Origin of the sequence: Streptomyces sp. WY228, assembly GCF_019287315.1 — a bacterium.
GTDB lineage: Bacteria > Actinomycetota > Actinomycetes > Streptomycetales > Streptomycetaceae > Streptomyces > Streptomyces caviscabies.
Genome location: NZ_CP079114.1, coordinates 4,481,654 through 4,498,857, shown reverse-complemented (window position 1 = coordinate 4,498,857; position 17,204 = coordinate 4,481,654). Strand labels below are relative to the sequence as shown.

15 protein-coding genes and 1 tRNA gene are annotated in these 17,204 nt (G+C 68.2%); 10 read left to right on the top strand and 6 right to left on the bottom strand.

Annotation, left to right across the window (positions count from 1 at the left end; genetic code table 11):
• The first annotated feature begins 57 nt into the window (after positions 1–57).
• The 3 genes from KV381_RS19715 to KV381_RS19705 all read left to right on the top strand — a co-directional run bounded on the left by KV381_RS19715 (position 58) and on the right by KV381_RS19705 (position 4,847).
• A complete protein-coding gene (locus KV381_RS19715) occupies positions 58–2,340 on the top strand; it encodes a (Fe-S)-binding protein (protein WP_030082017.1) in 2,283 nt (760 codons plus the stop codon).
• Between the two features lie 262 nt (positions 2,341–2,602).
• On the top strand, positions 2,603–3,757 hold the full coding sequence (locus tag KV381_RS19710; RefSeq protein WP_218785880.1) for a VCBS repeat-containing protein: 1,155 nt from the start codon (positions 2,603–2,605) through the stop codon (positions 3,755–3,757).
• A 118-nt stretch (positions 3,758–3,875) separates the two neighbouring features.
• Entirely contained in the window at positions 3,876–4,847 is a 972-nt protein-coding gene (locus tag KV381_RS19705; RefSeq protein WP_103537952.1) for a Yip1 family protein, read from the top strand.
• A gap of 76 nt (positions 4,848–4,923) precedes the next feature.
• Here the strand turns inward: KV381_RS19705 and KV381_RS19700 are convergent, their stop codons facing one another.
• Both KV381_RS19700 and dcd read right to left on the bottom strand, forming a co-directional pair.
• The gene (locus KV381_RS19700) at positions 4,924–5,424 is read right to left on the bottom strand and encodes a phosphoribosyltransferase (protein ID WP_018514097.1); all 501 of its coding nucleotides are present in this window, start codon (positions 5,422–5,424) and stop codon (positions 4,924–4,926) included.
• A gap of 6 nt (positions 5,425–5,430) precedes the next feature.
• Complete coding sequence (gene dcd / locus KV381_RS19695; RefSeq protein ID WP_003967584.1) at positions 5,431–6,006, bottom strand: dCTP deaminase; 576 nt, start codon at positions 6,004–6,006, stop codon at positions 5,431–5,433.
• A 534-nt stretch (positions 6,007–6,540) separates the two neighbouring features.
• Here dcd and KV381_RS19690 point away from each other — a divergent pair.
• The 3 genes from KV381_RS19690 (at position 6,541) to KV381_RS19680 (ending at position 9,187) form a co-directional block, all read left to right on the top strand.
• Positions 6,541–6,614 (top strand) — tRNA-Gly (locus KV381_RS19690).
• Between the two features lie 522 nt (positions 6,615–7,136).
• Positions 7,137–8,804, top strand: a complete 1,668-nt coding sequence (locus tag KV381_RS19685) for a hypothetical protein (protein ID WP_256995107.1) — start codon at positions 7,137–7,139, stop codon at positions 8,802–8,804.
• Positions 8,801–9,187 carry a hypothetical protein gene (locus tag KV381_RS19680; protein ID WP_218785876.1) on the top strand — a complete coding sequence of 129 codons (387 nt, stop codon included), beginning with the start codon at positions 8,801–8,803 and terminating at the stop codon, positions 9,185–9,187. Before KV381_RS19685 ends, KV381_RS19680 begins: the two co-directional genes overlap by 4 nt.
• Positions 9,188–9,269: 82 nt before the next feature.
• On the opposite strand, the gene KV381_RS19675 is transcribed toward KV381_RS19680, so the two are convergent.
• The 3 genes from KV381_RS19675 to KV381_RS19665 form a co-directional block, all read right to left on the bottom strand.
• Positions 9,270–10,418: a tyrosine-type recombinase/integrase gene (locus tag KV381_RS19675; protein WP_218785874.1), complete on the bottom strand. Its 1,149-nt coding sequence runs from the start codon at positions 10,416–10,418 to the stop codon at positions 9,270–9,272.
• Positions 10,418–10,636, bottom strand: a complete 219-nt coding sequence (locus KV381_RS19670; RefSeq protein WP_010071525.1) for a helix-turn-helix domain-containing protein — start codon at positions 10,634–10,636, stop codon at positions 10,418–10,420. The genes KV381_RS19675 and KV381_RS19670 overlap by 1 nt, the downstream gene beginning before the upstream one ends.
• Positions 10,637–10,824: 188 nt before the next feature.
• Complete coding sequence (locus KV381_RS19665; protein ID WP_218785872.1) at positions 10,825–11,310, bottom strand: helix-turn-helix transcriptional regulator; 486 nt, start codon at positions 11,308–11,310, stop codon at positions 10,825–10,827.
• A gap of 307 nt (positions 11,311–11,617) precedes the next feature.
• Here KV381_RS19665 and KV381_RS19660 point away from each other — a divergent pair, with 307 nt between their 5' ends.
• From KV381_RS19660 to KV381_RS19645, 4 genes are all read left to right on the top strand, one after another.
• On the top strand, positions 11,618–12,859 hold the full coding sequence (locus KV381_RS19660; RefSeq protein ID WP_218787261.1) for a DUF3631 domain-containing protein: 1,242 nt from the start codon (positions 11,618–11,620) through the stop codon (positions 12,857–12,859).
• 181 nt (positions 12,860–13,040) lie between these two features.
• Positions 13,041–13,838, top strand: a complete 798-nt coding sequence (locus KV381_RS19655; protein WP_218785870.1) for a DUF2637 domain-containing protein — start codon at positions 13,041–13,043, stop codon at positions 13,836–13,838.
• 82 nt (positions 13,839–13,920) lie between these two features.
• Positions 13,921–14,577, top strand: a complete 657-nt coding sequence (locus KV381_RS19650; RefSeq protein WP_373461060.1) for a MobC family plasmid mobilization relaxosome protein — start codon at positions 13,921–13,923, stop codon at positions 14,575–14,577.
• Positions 14,574–16,277, top strand: coding sequence for a relaxase/mobilization nuclease domain-containing protein (locus KV381_RS19645; protein ID WP_218785866.1), 1,704 nt, complete (start codon positions 14,574–14,576; stop codon positions 16,275–16,277). The genes KV381_RS19650 and KV381_RS19645 overlap by 4 nt, the downstream gene beginning before the upstream one ends.
• Before the next feature lie 32 nt (positions 16,278–16,309).
• Here KV381_RS19645 and KV381_RS19640 read toward each other — a convergent pair whose 3' ends face one another.
• Entirely contained in the window at positions 16,310–17,152 is an 843-nt protein-coding gene (locus KV381_RS19640) for an NAD(P)-dependent oxidoreductase (RefSeq protein WP_218785864.1), read from the bottom strand.
• Between the last annotated feature and the right edge of the window lie 52 nt (positions 17,153–17,204).

Sequence of the window (17,204 nt, the reverse complement as noted above, 5' to 3'; positions counted from 1 at the left end):
GTAGTAGCGGGCAGTGGCAACTGGACCCCGCTCTCGCAGGCCCGAGGAGCCCCCAAAATGCAACTCGCCGCGATCATCGTGTCGCTGGTGCTGACGGTCGTCGGCGTTGCGCTCATCACCCGAGCCGTCGCACAGATCTACCGCTTCGTCCGTCTCGGACAGTCGGTACCAGCAGGCAGCCGCACCGACGACCCCAAGCAGCGGACGATCACCCTGGTCAAGGAGTTCCTGGGCCACACCCGGATGAACCGCTGGGGCATCGTCGGCTTCGCCCACTGGTTCGTCGCGATCGGCTTCCTGACGCTGCCGCCCACACTGCTCCAGGCGTACGGCCAGCTCTTCCAGGCCGACTGGGTGCTGCCGATCATCGGCACGTTCCTGCCGTTCGAGATGTACATCGAGTTCATCGGCCTGATGACGGTCGTGGGCATCGTGGCGCTGATGGTGATCCGGCTGCTGAACCTGCCCTCCCGGGCCGGCCGCAAGTCGCGCTTCGCGGGCTCCAAGGCCTGGCAGGCGTACTTCGTCGAGTACATCATCCTGACGATCGGCCTCGCGATCCTGGTGCTGCGCGGTCTCGAGGGCGCGATCCACCACGTCGAGAGCTACGACGCCGCGTACTTCGTGTCGTACCCGCTGGTGCTCGCCTTCAAGGGGCTGAGCGTCAGCACGCTCCAGACGCTCATCTACTTCACCGCGATGATCAAGATCGGCACCTCGCTGATCTGGATGATCACGGTCTCGCTCAACACGAACATGGGTGTCGCCTGGCACCGCTTCCTCGGCTTCCCGAACATCTGGTTCAAGCGGAACGCCGACGGCGATGTCGCCCTGGGCGCGCTCCAGCCGATGACGACCGGCGGCAAGGAGATCGACTGGGAGGACCCGGCCGAGGACGCGGTCTTCGGTGTCTCCCAGGTCGAGCAGTTCTCCTGGAAGGGCATCCTCGACTTCTCCACCTGCACCGAGTGCGGCCGCTGCCAGTCGCAGTGCCCCGCGTGGAACACCGGCAAGCCCCTCTCGCCGAAGCTCCTGATCATGTCGCTGCGCGACCACGCGCACGCCAAGGCCCCGTACCTCCTGGCCGGCGGCGGCAAGGACATGGAAGGCAACGAGAAGGCCACCGAGGAGCAGCTCAAGGACGTTCCCGCGGCCGCCCTCGCCGAGGCCGAGCGCCCGCTGATCGGGACCGCCGAGGAGAACGGCGTCATCGACCCGGACGTGCTGTGGTCCTGCACCACCTGCGGCGCCTGCGTCGAGCAGTGCCCGGTGGACATCGAGCACATCGACCACATCGTCGACATGCGCCGCTACCAGGTGATGATCGAGTCCTCGTTCCCGTCCGAGGCGGGCACGATGCTCAAGAACCTGGAGAAGAAGGGCAACCCCTGGGGGCTGGCCAAGAAGGCGCGCGTCGAGTGGACCAAGGAGGTCGACTTCGAGGTCCCGATCGTCGGCAAGGACGTCGAGGACCTCACCGAGGTCGACTACCTGTACTGGGTCGGCTGCGCGGGCGCCCTGGAGGACCGGGCCAAGAAGACCACCAAGGCCTTCGCGGAGCTGCTGCACATGGCGGGCGTCAAGTTCGCGATCATGGGCGGCGACGAGAAGTGCACGGGTGACTCCGCCCGCCGCCTGGGCAACGAGCCGCTGTTCCAGCAGCTCGGCCAGGAGAACGTCGCGATGCTGAACATGGCGTTCGGCGAGGACTCCGCCGAAGGTGAAGAAGGTGACGAGACGACGAAGAAGCCCAAGTCGTCGAAGAAGATCGTCGCGACCTGCCCGCACTGCTTCAACACGATCGCGAACGAGTACCCACAGCTCGGCGGCGAGTACGAGGTCATCCACCACACGCAGCTGCTCCAGCACCTCATCGACGAGGGCAAGCTGATCCCGGTGACCCCGGTCGAGGGTCTGATCACGTACCACGACCCCTGCTACCTGGGCCGGCACAACAAGATCTACACCCCGCCGCGCGAGATCATCGCGAAGGTCCCGGGTCTGCGGAACGAGGAGATGCACCGCCACAAGGAGCGCGGCTTCTGCTGCGGCGCCGGTGGCGCCCGGATGTGGATGGAGGAGCGGATCGGCAAGCGCGTCAACAACGAGCGCGTCGACGAAGCCCTCGCCCTCAACCCGGACATCGTCTCCACCGCCTGCCCGTTCTGCCTCGTCATGCTGACCGACTCGGTCAACGGCAAGAAGAACGACGGCCAGGCCAAGGAGTCCATCCAGGTCGTGGACGTCTCGCAGCTCCTCCTGGAGTCCGTGAAGACGCCGGCCGACCCCGCGGGCGAGCAGGGGCAGGTGGACGCGCCGGAGCCCGAACCGGCAAAGTGACGTAGCGCATCGACGCGATGAGCGGCCGGACCTGCCTCGGGGGCAGGACCGGCCGCTTTTCCGTGCCCGGGCACCCGGGGCTCCGCCCGCCGGACGTGACGACCGCCGCAGGCGAACTGTGAACTCGGACATGTACGCGACGACGTATCTGGAGCATCATGTGCCCCGGAGAAACCCGCGACGGCTTCCGCCACAGCTCCCGGGACACCTCCCCGGCACCGGCGGGGGAGGCAGAGGTTGCCGAACACCGAACGAGGCCCCCGTGCGCCCACGCACCAGCACCGAGCACCCGCAGGCAGCGGTCACCAGCAGGGCGGCCGCCCTGGCCGCGGGCTGTACGGCCCTGCTGCTGGCGCTCACGGCCTGCGCGGGCCCGTCCTCCGCGTCCGACGGCAAGAACGGCGACACCCCGCCGGCGGCACAGTCCCGGTCCGAGTCGCGGACCCAGGCCCAGGCGGGCACGGCACGCACCCCCGTCCCGCGCGGCACCGGCAGCCGTGTCCCGTACGACTTCAACGGCGACGGCCACCGCGACCTGGTCGTCGACGACCTGGTGAAGGCCCCCGAGGACCGCCACGGCGACGACGCGGGCATCGGCATCGTCTACGGCACCGACGACCCCGACCGCCCCCTGGACCCGGCCGCCCGGCAGCTCCTGAGCGCCCGGGCGAACGCGGCGAAGTCCGGCGACACCCTGCCCGCCGCCTTCGACTCCGAGGCGGCCTGCGACCTGGACCGGGACGGCTTCACCGACCTGATCGTCTCCACCGACCCCCCGTACAACGGCATCGGCGCCCCGCCCGTCCCCCTCCAGATCCTCTTCGGCTCCCCGCAGGGCCTGACCGGCAAGGCGGTCACCGTACGCATCCCGCAGAAGGCCCGGTTCGGCAACGAGTGGCCCGAGCAGCCGGTGTGCGGCGACTTCGACGGCGACGGCAGGGCCGACCTCGCGGTCACCGCCAGCGCCGGCCAGGTCACCTTCCTGCACGGCCCCTTCACCCGCACCGGAGCCCCGCGCAGCGCGGAACTGCTGCCCGACGGCGGCCCGTACCTCTACGCCCCCGAGCCCAGGACCGACACCAACAAGGACGGTTACGACGACCTCGTCGCCGCCGCCCGCCCGCACGCCCCCGGCCGGGCGGGCAAGGGCACCCTCCTCCTCGGCTCCGCGAAGGGCCCGGCGGGTCCCGGCAGCGCGTACGCGTTCGCCGCGGAGGACCTCCCCACCGCGCCGCTGAAGACGACGGGCGCCACCCGCACCACGCTTCTGAACCACGGCGACTACGACGGCGACAAGAAGCCGGACACGGTGGTGCGGACGTACCGCGGAGAGCGGCAGGACCTGATCGCCCTCTACACGGCGGGTAACACGGACGAGCCCGCCGTCACCTTCTCCACGAAGCTGTTCCTCCCCTGAACTCCCCCTCCCGGGCCCCGGGGTGCGGCCCCTAGGGGATGTCACAGCTCGGCCGCAATGGCGGACGGGTTCCCCGGGCCCCCACTCCCCACCCCCGGGGACCAGGTACGTTCGACGGGTGGCTGGATTCAGGATCGGACGCGGCCGGGACAACCGCACCCCGCAACAACCGCAGCAGCAGCGGCAGCAGCCGTACGGAGGGCAGGCACCACAGCCGCCGTACGGTGCTCAGCCGTGGCCGACGGCAGGAGGCCCGGCCAACGGCGCCGCGCCACCGCCGTACGGAAACCCGCAGGGCCCCTCGTACAACGGCGGCGGGTACGCGGGACACGGCCAGGGCGGACAGGGCGGCTACGGCGGGCACCACCACCAGGGCGGCGGTCACGGTCACGGCGAACCGGAGTACTTCGGCGACCCCTACGCCGACCCCGCGCCCCATGACCCGTACGCGAACAACCCGGGGCACACACAGGCGTTCCGCGTCGACGAGGACCCGTACGGCGACGGCAACACCTACCACGCCGGCTCCGCCCCCGCCCCGCCGGCGGGCCCGCGGCTGCGCTGGAAGGAGTTGCTGACCGGCATCGTGACCCGCCCGGGTCCGACGTTCTGGCAGATGCGGGACTACCCGGTCTGGGGCCCGGCGCTGGTCGTCACCTTCGTCTACGGCCTGCTCGCGCTGTTCGGCTTCGACCAGGCCCGCGAAGAAGCGATCAACGCGACGATCTCGACGGCCATCCCGTACGTCCTGTTCACCGGCATCGGCTTCGTCATCGGCGGCCTGGTCCTCGGCGCGGTGACCCACACCCTGGCCCGCCAGCTCGGCGGCACGGGCTCGTGGCAGCCGACGGTGGGCCTGTCGATGCTGATCATGTCGATGACGGACGCCCCGCGGCTGCTCTTCGCCCTCTTCCTGGGCGGCGAGAACTCCCTGGTCCAGATCGTGGGCTGGCTGACCTGGCTGGCGGCGGGGGCGCTGTTCACGTCGATGGTCGGCAAGTCGCACGACCTGCCGTGGCCGAAGGCGCTGGGCGCATCGGCGATCCAGCTGATCGCGCTGCTGTCGATCATCAAGCTGGGCACGATCTGAGCGACGGACGAGGAAGGCCCCCGGAACGCTTCCGCGTCCCGGGGGCCTTCCGTATGTATGCCGTGGGTCCTGCGGGTTACGCGTCCAGAACCTGCCCGTCGCGCCGTACGACGGGCTTCTCCACGCTCCACGGGAAGTTGATCCACTGATCGGTCTTCTTCCACACGTACTCGCACTTCACGAGGGAGTGGGACTTCTCGTAGATGACGGCGCTGCGGACCTCGGCGACGTGGTCGACGCAGAAGTCGTGGACGAGCTTGAGGGTCTTGCCCGTATCGGCGACGTCGTCGGCGATCAGAACCTTCTTGTCGGAGAAGTCGATCGCGTTGGGGACGGGCGCCAGCATGACGGGCATCTCCAGGGTGGTCCCGACCCCGGTGTAGAACTCCACATTGACCAGATGGATGTTCTTGCAGTCGAGGGCGTAGGCGAGCCCGCCCGCGACGAAGACCCCACCCCGCGCGATGCTCAGCACGACATCGGGCTCGTACCCGTCGTCGGCGACGGCCTGGGCGAGCTCGCGCACGGCGCGCCCGAAGCCCTCGTAGGTAAGGTTTTCCCGCACGTCACTGGCCACGATTGATCACACCTGAGTCCGATGGAAGTTCTGGAAGGACCGCGAGGCGGTCGGCCCCCGCTGCCCCTGGTACCGCGACTCGTAGCGCTCGGAGCCGTACGGGAACTCGGCGGACGAGGTCAGCTTGAACAGGCAGAGCTGCCCGATCTTCATGCCCGGCCAGAGCTTTATGGGCAGGGTCGCGAGATTCGACAGCTCCAGGGTCACGTGCCCGGAGAACCCGGGGTCGATGAACCCGGCCGTCGAGTGCGTCACCAGACCGAGCCGCCCGAGCGAACTCTTGCCCTCCAGCCGCGAGGCCAGATCGTCGGGGAGCGAGATCACCTCGTACGTCGACGCCAGCACGAACTCGCCCGGGTGCAGGATGAACGCCTCATCACCCTCCGGCTCGACGGTCCGCGTCAGATCGGGCTGTTCCACGGCCGGGTCGATGTGCGGGTACCGGTGGTTCTCGAACACCCGGAAGTAGCGGTCCAGCCGCACGTCGATGCTCGACGGCTGCACCATCGAAGGGTCGTACGGATCGATACGGACTCGCCCGGCGTCGATCTCGGCCCGGATGTCCTTGTCTGAGAGAAGCACGCCCCGAGGATACGCAGAACGCGCGAGCCCGCCCCAACCGGACCACCCGCGCGCCCCTGCTCCACGTCTCCGCGATTACCGCTTCGCTACCACTTCACCACCGCCGGCGACCGCCTCGCATCGACTACCGCTTCTCGAACGCCACCGGCACGGCCTGCCGCAACCGGGCACACCGAGGACACCGGATCAACCGCCCGGGCCCGATCCGGCCGGCCCCGAGCTGCTGCATCGGGAACGACGAGGTAGCGAAAACGTGCCCTTCGGCACAGCGGACGACGGTGCGCTCCATCGACTCCATCAAGTCCCTTCCCCAACCGCATATGGACGAGAACGCCACATTAGGGGATGAACAGGACGCCACTCCACGCGGCACTCCGACCACCCACGCTACGCCCCCAACTCCCGCCCATCACACCCCCGTCCACACTCCTCCCACCACCACGCACACGACACGAAGACCCCGCGGCTCATCTGCCGGGGGCCTGACATGGGGTAGAGTGTGGAACGATGCAGCGCCGGTGATCGGCATGCTTCGCGGGTGTAGTTTAATGGTAGAACATGAGCTTCCCAAGCTCAGAGCGCGAGTTCGATTCTCGTCACCCGCTCCACATGAAAGCCCCAGGCCAACGGCCCGGGGCTTCTTTGTCGTCTAGACCTCTTGCGGTGCAGCATGCCCTCCGCGTGCCCCATCTATGGGGCCCGAAGGGCTTGCGCCCAGACCGCCGGCGGGACCAGCGGACGGTTGAAGCATCCGCTCAGCACGTCCGGCGTCGGCTTTCAAGACGTTGCCGATCTGCTGCGTGTCGGCCGAGGCTGGGGCGCTTCTGAGACAGAGATAGCCATTCGCCAGCGGAGGAGATCCGCCGTGGTCGAAGGTGGGGCCTTCATTGGACGGCCCTCGGGGGAGGTGGCAGGTGCCGCTGCTGTCTTGGAAGGCGGGAGTGCCCCGCGGACGCACACCAAACTCTGATGCCGGACAGAAGTCGGAGCCCGTTCCCCAAATACCAGTGAACGGCAAGACTGGTCGGCCGCTGGCCTACGTACCCGGCCAGCGCCCCGTCCGGTCGGAGTACGCTCGACGAGATCCAGCGCCAAGCAGCAACTCCGTCATTCGGGGGTTGGCTGGCTCCGTGCACGAGCGAGTCAACAGGATCATGCAGGCACGGGACTGGGTCGGGCGATGGCAGGACAAGATCCAGGGAAGGCCCCAGCGCCCCATTCGGGGTCTAGACGAGTTCACCGGGGAGCCTCTCGCGCAGTGGGCTCTGACAAATGTGCTGTACGCGCGAAAGCGGCCGGTGCCGTCCTTTGGATTCGCGTTGGCTCCGGTACTCACCCACAGCGTGGCGGCACGACGACAACGTCGCCTCCGCTTCACCCTGTTGCTGGCCACGTCCCTCTATATGGCAAGCACTCACCCACTGGGACTTGCGGCGCTCATCCTGGCCATGCTGGTCTGGCAGTTCCTCACCGGGCGGGCCGGTCGAGCAGTCATCCGCTGGGGTTTCAGCGCACTGGTTCCGACTGTCCTGCTTGCTGCAGCCCTGCTTGCCCTCTGGACCTTCGTCAAGCCTCATCAGCCGATGTTGCGCGATGCCGTGGTGGAAGCTCTTATCGTCGCTCCTCACCTTCTCATCGGCGCCACAAGCATTCATCTTCTTGACCGTTTGGTGTGTCACGCCTATATGCAGTCACTACGGCCTAGCCGCACACAACTGGCCAAACGTCCCTTCCTCGCCCCTTACGCTGCTAAGAAGATTGCTTCGCACGAAGTCTCAGAGCAGTGGCAAAGCATTGCCTACCGCAGGGAAGGCAATGTAGACCGCTTCGTGGGAGCCGGCCTCGATTCGTGGATGAGGGGCGCTACCCGCATCCAGCTAACGTCAGCTCGCACCAGCGATGAGGAAGAAGACAATCTTTCGGCCACTGGTGCGTTCGATCTCGATGCGAGCCAAAAGTTTGAGGCGGACGAACTCCTGGACAAGGTGCGTGACGAGCTAGAGGAACTTCGCGGAGCTCTGGTTGAGACCCACGCCCTACCCAACTGCGATGTGGCCGAATTCCTAGGGGTTCCAGAGAGCCGATGGAAAACCTTGGGGCAGAGTAGGGGCGGTGTCAGCAAGTCAGAGTGGCCGGAAGCTACTGAAATGTGCACCGAGGCCCGTGACGCGCCAACCGGCCACTTCTCTCGTAGATACCTGGCTGCGCAGGTCATCGCATGGGACGGGCAGATTGTGGTGACAGTCTTCGCGCACGCTGCGTTGGAAGGCAACACCCTTCACTTCGTTACCCGTCCACATGTCCACGCCCCATTGACCCCTTCGGCGAACGTTACTCCCGCGAAGGGTTGGGACCTCGCTAGGAAGCTGGCGGAAGCGCCGCTTCACGCGGTCGGAGACACCGTCGCACTAGCTGCCTGGGCCTACACAGCAGTCGGCCGTGGCCTCGGACTGCTGAGCGCGGCAACCACAGCCGCAGCCGCTGTTCGCCCAAGGGACGACGGCAAGCCCGTAAGCCTTCGAGAGCACTGTGGCCGGGCGACGACTGAGGATATGCACCAGACCGAGGACGTGCAGCGGTACGTTTCGATCCTCCAGTCGAGGATGTTCAGCACTGTGAGCGCCTTTCTCGCTGATCACGGTCTGGCCACCGGAGACTTCAAACGCCAGGCCATTGCCATCACACAGAACTTCATCAGCGGTGACAACAACCAGGTGAACACCGGAAATATGGGCGGCGGTATGCAGCAAGGCTCCGCGCCTGGCAGTCCGGCGAACAGAACCGAGAAGGCGGGATGACCATGCGTTTTGGACGAGCGAACACAAGTGGCGGCACCCACGTCACCGGCAGCGGCAATCAAGTCAACACCGGCAGGGTCGGCGGCGACATGCGCCAAGTCCAAGTGTCGGGACGTGAAGCAGACGATCCCAGGCTCTTGGCCGCGCATGCCAAACTCGCCGAGTTGGCAGCCGCCCTGGATACGCACGCTGACGAAGTCCACAGCATCGACAGCTGCCGACAAGCCGTGGCCAGAATCGACGAGGAGCTTCGCGAGCCGACGCCGGACGGCCGCCGCCTTGCCGAAACCTTGGAAATGCTTAGCCTCGCGCTTGGCTCTGCCGCGTCCTTGACCTCGCTCGCCGACTCGCTTCGAAGCGCGATCCAGACACTGCTCGGCTGAACGTGTGGCCTGCCAGTCGGCAGGCCACACATCTGGGCCACGCGGGCTGGCGAGGGGAAGGCTGCCGCCCGCCCTGCTACTTCTACCGCTCGGCCAGGCGGCTCGCCTCCTTGGCCCTTTGACGTCCTTCCCGCACCCGAGCGTCGATGCCCTCCGCTACCTCCCGCTGTCGCTCCCCGTCGGAGTGCTGGTAGATCAGCGCCGCCTTCTCCGAGGACTGGCCAGCGCGGACCATCGTGTCCTTGAGCGTGGCCCCCGACTGGGTGGACAAGGTGTGGCCGGTGTGGCGGAGGTCGTAGAAGCGGAAGTCCTCCGGCAGGCCCACCTTGGCGCGGGCCCTGCGCCACTTGCGGCCGAAGGAGGACCGCCGGAATGGCGCGCCCCGCTCACCGACGAACAGGAGGCCGTTGGGCTCCTTCTCCGCGTACCAGTCCAGGTGGCGTTTCACCTCGATGTGCAAGAAGGCCGGGAGGAAGACGGTTCGGCGTCCGGCGGTCGACTTCGTGTCGCCCTCGACCCGGCGGCCTGTGGTCAGCTCCGGCGCGGCGTCGCTGATCCTGGCCGCGAGCGGTTCGAGCGTGACGTCGGGCCGCCGCAGTGCCGCCTGCTCCTCCGGCCGCATCGGCCCGTAGGCGCCGAAGTAGACCATCAGCCGCCACCTGGGGCCCATGGCGTCCGCGAGCGCGTCGACCTGTTCGACGGTGGCGGTAGGGCGTTCCTTCGCCCTCTCGCTGCCGGCGCCCCTGATCCGGCAGGGGTTGCGGCGGATCAGCTCGTCGTCGGCGGCCGTCTCCATGATGGCCTTGAGGAGGCGGTACGACTTGGCGACGGTCGTCGCACCGGTTGCCTCCAGCCGCTCGGCCCGCCAGGTACGCACACCGGGCGGTGTGATGTCGTCCAGGTTCACCGAGGCGAACGTGGGCAGCAGGTGCAACCGCAGGAGCCTGCGGTACAGCTCCTCCGTGGTGGCCGAGAGGCCGCGCTCCTCGACCCACTGGACCGCGTAGGCAGCGAAGTTGAGCGCCCCGGCGTCCGGGTCGACCCAGTGCTTGCGCTCGATGTCGGCCTGGGTGAGCGTGAGCCAGGTCTGGGCGTCCGTGCGCGTCGAGAAGGTCTCCGGGGCGGTACGGCGGCTGCCGTCCGGGGCCCAGTAGCGTGCCTGCCAGCGACCCGAAGGCAGTTGGCGGACCGTGCCGAATTCACGCCGCCTCTGCGGCTTGCGGGTGGCCATCAGGCGGCCTTCCCGTAGCGGGAACGCTCATCGCGGAGAGTCGGCACGGTGCGCTCCTCGATGTATGCGGCGATGGCGCTCTCGGGTATCCGCACGGGCTTGCCGAGCTTGACGTAGCGGATACGGCGCTCCTGGACGAGTCGCCGGATGAAGCGCACGCCGGTGCCGAGGCGTTCGGCAGCCTGCTCCACGGTGAGGAGGGGGTCGGTGGTGGTCACCTCCTCCGGCTGGAGGGGGCGCTGAGCAGGGACGTGCGGTATCGCCGAAGGGCGCAAGGTTGGTGCTCCGGTTCTGGCCGGCGGGCAGGGCGGCAACCCTGGGCTGGCCTGGTGTCGTTCAGGGATGGGGCGGGTGATGCGTCCGCAGCGGGGGTTTGCGTTCCCACTGCGGCGGCTGGATCGGTTCGCTACGCGTCGGAAGCGGGACCGTACTCCTTGTTGATCTTGATCAGCTCGGTCGCGATGGCGTTGGAGACCATCACGTCGGCTTCCTCCCGGATGTCCGGGTGGTCCGCGAGGTAGGCGTCGAGCTGGTCGCGGGCTCTCCGTGCCTCGTGGTTGGCACGGTTGGAGGCCCGGTAGGTGGCGACGACGTTGTCGATCAACTCCATGGCGCGGCCCATGGTCGCCAGGCTGGGCGGTCCGACGAAGTTGCTGAGCGGGACGCCGAAGATCTCGGCGAAGCCGATGGCCTCGTCGAGGTTGATGCGGCGCTTGCGGTTCTCGATACGCCACACCGCGGACGGGTTCATGTCGAAGCCGGCGTCGTTCATGTAGTCGGACAGCGTCGTGGTGCTCCAGCCGCGCTTCTCCCGCTCCAGCTTGATCCGCACGGTGGCGTTCTCTTCGCCGCTGAGGAGCACCCCTTCCGGGCCCTCTTCGTCATCCGACATCGCCGCCTCCTCTCGCTCTCCGCGTTCACCGCCACTTTTGGCGCATGTCATAACGCTAGCATCGCTTCTGCTGATCGCAAAGCGCTATGCGAAACGCATAGGTGGTGGTACAGTTGAAACTCCCCAGCAGACCGCACCGGTCCGCTGGCGCGCGCTTCGACCTGCCCAGAAGCACAAAAAGCCCCCCGGTGACCCAACACCGAGGGGCTCAGCGCGCAAACCTCATGCCGCCCATCCCTGAACGACTGACCTGCAAGCCGGGATTGCCGTCCCATTGGCCTGCAAGCAGAGGAGCTACATGTCCAGTATGGACGATCCCGCCCCGAGCACGCCATCTCTTCCCGTCGGCGCAGCCGCCTGGCCGCCCGTGGCCGTACCCGGCCGCCCCCGTCCCGACGAGGACGGGCCGTCCTCCGAACAGCACCACCTCGCCTCCGCCTCCGCCTCCGCCTCCGAAGGCGAAGAAGTCCTCACGGCGCTGCGGGAGCAAATCCTGCGGTACGTGGTGATGCCGAGCGAGGAGGCATCAGCGGCGGTGACATTGTGGGTTGCGGCGACGCACCTGCAGACTGCATGGCAGCACGCGCCGCGTTTGGCGGTGGTGGGGCCTGCGAAGCGGTGCGGTAAGTCCCGGCTCCTGGACGTGATCACCGAGAGCGTCCACGATCCGCTCATCACGGTCAACGCCTCGGCCGCCGCGGTGTTCCGGTCGATCACCGACACCCCGCCCACCCTGCTGGTCGACGAGGCCGACACACTCTTCGGGTCCGCGAAGGTCGCGGAGAAGAACGAGGAGATGCGCGGCCTGCTCAACGCAGGTCACCAGCGCAACCGCCCGACCCTGCGGGTCTCAGGACCCAACCACGAGGTGTCGAAGTTCCCCACTTTCGCCATGGCAGCCCTCGCCGGGATCGGGGACCTGCCTGACACGATCATGGACCGCTCGGTCGTGATCCGTATGCGGCGCCGCATGCCGGGCGAGAAGGTCGCCGAATTCCGTACCTTCCGCGACACCCCGCCCCTCCACGCCCTGCGCGAGCGACTCGCCGCATGGCTGGGCCCACTCCACGCCAGCGCGATGGAACTGACACCCTCCATGCCGGTCGAAGACCGGGCGGCCGACACCTGGCAGCCACTGGTCGCAGTCGCCGACCTCGCCGGCGGGATGTGGCCTTCCCTCGCCCGCAATGCTTGCCGGGTCATGGCAAAGCACGAGGCCGAACAGGACCAGGACCGGAGCAGCCTGGGCATCCGCCTCCTGGCCGACGTCCGCCGTGCCTTCGCCTCCGAGGGCAACCCACCAGCGCTGCGCACCAGTCGGCTCCTGGACATCCTCAACCAGGACACCGAGACTCCCTGGCCGGAGTACACCGCCAACGGCCTCACTCCACGGGGCCTGCAGATCCTGCTCAACGAGTACGGCATCAGCTCTGCCCCCAAGCGCTTCCACGGCAACGTCCAGGCTCGGGGTTACACCCGTCGGCACTTCGCCGACGCCTGGGCCCGCTACTGCCCCGAGCCCGCACCCGAGGCCGCGACCGGGGCCTGACCCTGCACGACCCGTCACGACTCGTCTCCGCGCAGGTCAAAGCGGTGACAGGTCGAGATCCGGTGACGAGTCGTCTCGATGTCACCGCCGCACCCGCATCTGCCCTGACCAGGCATGCGACATGTCGTGACGGGTCCCCGCGCCCCTGGGCCGAACCTCGCACCTCCTGGAGCACTCCCCCTTGCCTTCACTCACCCTCGCCGCAGGACCGTCGACCGCGCTGCCGCCCTTGGCACCGGCCATCCGCACCGGTGTCGCGCTGCTGGCCGTGGCCGCGTTCGCGCTTTCCTACGACGCCCTGCGTCAGATGGCCGCCGCCAGCCACATCCATCCCGCGCTCACCTACGCCTTCCCGCTCGTTATCGACGGATTCATCGCTATCGGGATCGGCGCCCTGCTCGTCCTACGGACCGCACCCTTGTCCGCCCGCCTCTACGTCTCGGCACTGGTCGGCATCGCCACCGCCACCAGCATCTGGGCCAACGTCCTGCACGCCGTCCGCCTCAACCAGCAGAACCGGCGCAGCGCACTCACTCTCGACGACCTCACCGTCGGGGCCATCTCCGCCATCGCCCCGCTCGCCCTGGCCGGAGCCGTCCACCTCTACCTCCTCGTCCAACGGCGCCCTACGCGAACGAAGCCCCGCCCCGAGCCGCACAACGACGGAGCCACGTCTCCAGAAGCCGGGGCGACTCCCACACCGGCCCCGGTGCCCGATGCCGATGTGGCCAAGGCCCCTGCGGTGTCCGTGTCTCAGCCCACCCAGCCACGTGGCAAACGTCGCGGCCGACCGAGCGCCACCTTCAAGCAGGCAGTTGAGATCGGACGTACGGCTCCCATGGGACGTGGCGGCCAAATCTCTCGCCGCCACATCGAGGCGGCCGTCCACGCCAAGGGACTCGGCATCGGGCGGTCCCGCCTGGACGAGGTCAAGAACCTCCTCCAGGCCGAGCTCGACCAAGCCCGCACCACGGCGTAGGCCCGCACCCTCCCGCCAACTGCCCGCCTCGGAATCGCCGGGGTGAGCACGGCTTCCCCTTCGTACGGTCAGAGAGCCCCTCATGCACGAACAGTCCACACACTCTCTCCCCCACGCCTCTCGGCACCTGACCTCCACCCCAGCCCCAGGCGGAGCAAGGTATGGCGTTGGACCGTCCAAGGGCCGGTCCAACGCAGGTTCCTCCGCCCCGGGGGTGGCGGAGGGTCACGGGCGCCAGGGGGCGCCCGAGCAGGATCAGCCCATCGACACCTCCAGCGCTGCCGTGTCGCAAACGCGTGCCGCCGAAGCCGCCGCGCTCCACCGCGTCGCCCGCCGCCGCGATCGCAACGAGACCCAGCGCACCGCGCGCGTCGATGTCCGCTACAGCACCGAAGAGAAGGCGGACATCGTCGCCAAGGCCCGCTCGCTGAACATCGCCGCCGCCCACTACGTCGGTGCCGTCGTCATGGCCCACCTCGACGGGGACCTCGCCTTGCCCGGTCAGCGCACCCCGCTCGACGACTACGTCGACGAACTCACCACGCTCCGTGGCGAGGTCGCCAAGATCGGCCACAACATCAACCAGATCGCCAGGAAGCTCAACTCCGGCGACCTCCCTCACTCCGGCGACACCACCACCCTGGCCCAGGCCGAACGCACCCTCGCCGCGGTCGGCACCGCCGTCCGCCACATTGCGGAGGCCACCAACCAAGCCGTCGCCACAAAGAGCCACCGATGATCGCCAAGATCAGCAGCGGCAAGAGCACGGCCGGCCTCATCCGCTACCTCTACGGACCAGGCCGCGCCAACGAGCACATCGATCCCCACCTCGTCGCCTCCTGGGACGGCTATGCCCCCGACCCCGGCCGCGCCGACGACATCACGGCGGCCAGGAAGCAGCTCGTCGACGACCTCGATCTGCGCGTCAAGCAAGCTGATCGACTGGGCCGCGCCCCGAAGCAGCACGTGTGGCACTGCTCCCTACGTGCGGCACCCGGCGACCGCCTCCTCGACGACGGCGAGTGGGCGGACATCGCCCGTCGCGTCGTCGCGGCCGCCGGCATCGCACCGACGGACGACCCGGACGGCTGCCGCTGGATCGCCGTGCGCCACGCCCCCGATCACATCCACATCGCCGCCACAAAGGTCCGAGGTGACCTCCGCTCAGCACGTCACTGGAACGACTACCTCCCCGCTGACCGCGAACTCGCAGCCATCGAGAAGGAATACGGGCTGCAACGGGTCATCCGCGGTGACCGCACCTCCGCGAAACGGCCCCATCGCGCCGAACAGGAGAAGGCCCTGCGGAACGGCCAGGCCAAGGCTGCCCGCGAACGCCTGCGCACCGTGGTCCGCACAGCGGCGGCTGCCGCCACAGATACCGAGGAGTTCCTCGGTCTGCTCACCCACTCCAAGGGGGTTCTCGTCGAGGTCCTGCACTTCCCCTCGGGAGAACCACGCGGCTACAAGGTCGCTCTGGAGAACGACCGGAACGCCAAAGCAGAACCGGTGTGGTTCTCCGGCTCCACGCTGGCGCCGGATCTCTCCCTCCCGAAGATCCAGAGCCGTCTCGCCGCAGCAGAGGTCCCAGCGTCCGCCGCCGAGGAGCGTCTCAGGTCGCACCCATGGCATCAAGCCACCGCAGCCACCGAGCGCATCCCCCACCACCTCGACCAGCCGGACGCCGAAGCCGCCCAGGCCCACCTGGCCGCCTTCGGTGAAGCGCTCGACGCCGTAGCTCTCACCGCACCGCCGGACATTCGTACCGAACTCCTCTCAGCGGCCTCAGCTTTCGAGCGCGCGACCCGTTCGCGCGTCCGCGCCGAGCACCACCACGCTCGTGCCCTACGCGGCGCGGTCAAGGCGATGCTTCGCGAGCCGGCACCGAAGGACGGAGCCGCCTTGGCTATGTTCCTCGACGCTGCACTCCTCGCCGTCATCGCCGCCGCACGCTGGCACGACCGACGAGAGCACGAGCAACAGGTGGCCTCAGCCCACAAGAGCCTGCTCCACCTCCAGGCCGCCTACGACCACATGGCAGCCACGCCCCTACTGGTCCTCGGCCAACTCCGACCGTCCCAGAACCTTGCGGACCGATACGTCCGGCTCATCCGCCAGGCCGCCCCGGCGCACGCCGACCAGATCCTCGCCGACTCTGCCTCGCAGGCGCTCACCACCGCATTGGCCCAAGCAGAGGCAGCGGGCCACGACCCCAAACGCCTGCTGCAGCAGGCAGCAGACGAACGAGCCCTCGACGACGCACGCACCCCGGCACGCACCCTCACCTGGCGCGTACATCGGCTCTCGCAGAGGCCGGCTCCCAGTCGACGAGCTCTGGCGGCACAAGCTCGCAGCACCGGACTACGCCACGTGCCCTCGCCCGAACCTGCGGCGACGGCCCCACCCACCATTCCCGCGTCTCGCCCTCGGCGGAGGTGATCGTCCAGCGGCTAGCCCTCAGCGTGAACGAATCAACGGCTCTTCTCTGACCGGAGCTGGGAGAGGGTGTGCACGACCGGCAGGTCGAACTGGTCCTTGTCCTGCTCCCAGTAGGCGAGCACCCGAGCCGTGGCTTCGGCCATGTCCGTGGGCAGGTCAGCCGCGCGGAGAGTATCGGCGACCTCTTCCATCTCGGGCGCCCAGCGCCAGGCTCGGGCTGCCACGCTCGGTAGATACTCCGGATCGGAGAGGATCGCGGAGATCATGACCGCGGCTTCGGCTGTGAGCTGATCACCGACTCCATGGGCGTCGGCGAGCGCGTGAGCGACTCCGGCGAGGGTGCGGGCGGCCTTCTGGTAGCTGGAGAAGGCCATCTTCAGCGCGGAAGCGGAACCGACTGTGTCCCCGACGCGGCACACGTGCAGCGCAGAGTCCGTGAACAGCGACGCCACCAGCTCGACGGCAGAGTCGGCCCCTGCGAGATAGAGCCGTGTGGCACGCCCCTCGCCTGGCGGCTGACCGAAAACGGCACCGTCGACAACTGCGGTACCGGGGCGGATCTCGTCAGCGATGCGCCGTACGCGTTGAGGACTGATGGCGTTGACGTCGGCGTACACCCCCGCGAAACCGTGCGCGGCCACCGCCGCCGCAACGTCCTCCGCCGCCTGTGGTGGGCAGACCGAGAGAACGACCGCGCTCCGGGACAGCGCTTCCGCGAGCGAGTCGTACGCCGTGGCACCGGCCTCTCTCCCTCGGAGCCAGGTGTTCTCACTGCGGCCCTTGGTCACCGACAGCGCCTCATGGCCGCCGACGACAAGCTCGGCGGTGATCGCCGCGCCCATGGTTCCAGGGTGGAGGACGGTCACGGTGGTCACTGGCTGCCTCCGGCGGAGTGCGACGTGGAGTGTTCCTCATCCCCATGATCCG